Raw genomic sequence first — 574 nt, forward strand, 5'->3', positions numbered from 1 at the left:
GCGCTGGATGCTGAAGGGCGTGGCGAGGAAGTTCACGAGCCGCTCGCCGGCCGTGTGCGTCACGGCGTCCAGCAGGCGGACGCTTTCCTGGTCGATGAGCGCGTCGATCTGGCGGTGCTGCGTGACCGCCTGCAGGGCGACGGTGCCCACGAACAGGGCGGCGAACGGCACGGCGATGGCCGTGCGCAGCGACAGCTGGAACCGCCGCACGTCAGCACCGTCCCTCGGGACCACGGTTCCGGCGTGCCAGAGGTCGTCGGTTCATGGAGGTGCTGCCGTGGTCGCTGTGAAGGGATGCTATTTTTATTATAGCAACCCCCGGCCTGGCGGGTGCGGTCAGTCCCGCGTGGCGCGGCGCTGCACGCAGGCCACGTAGGCCGCTCCGTCGGGTGGGCGGCCCGAGCGCTGGCTCTCGCGCGCTTCTGCCAGTTCGAACACGACCGTGGCGGCCGTTAGCAGCACCAGGGCATGCAGCGAGATCAGCGTGAAGAGCGTTACCAGCCCTTCCTTGCCGTACACCAGCCCGACCAACGGCACCCCGATCATGATGTTGTTGCTGAACATGTTTTCCAGC

The 574-nt window shown here is 67.4% G+C and carries 1 protein-coding gene and 1 pseudogene; both read right to left on the minus strand.

Annotated elements, in window-relative coordinates; all coding sequences use genetic code 11:
- A partial coding sequence (locus tag GVL52_RS31695) for a hypothetical protein (RefSeq protein WP_200847952.1) occupies window positions 1–210 on the minus strand: 210 nt, incomplete at its 3' end.
- Window positions 211–336: 126 nt separating this feature from the next.
- Window positions 337–574 (minus strand): annotated as a pseudogene (locus tag GVL52_RS31700) (DUF1841 family protein); the annotation flags it as partial.

Origin of the sequence: Rhizobium sp. 18055 (genome assembly GCF_902706285.1) — a bacterium.
Lineage (GTDB): Bacteria > Pseudomonadota > Alphaproteobacteria > Rhizobiales > Rhizobiaceae > Rhizobium.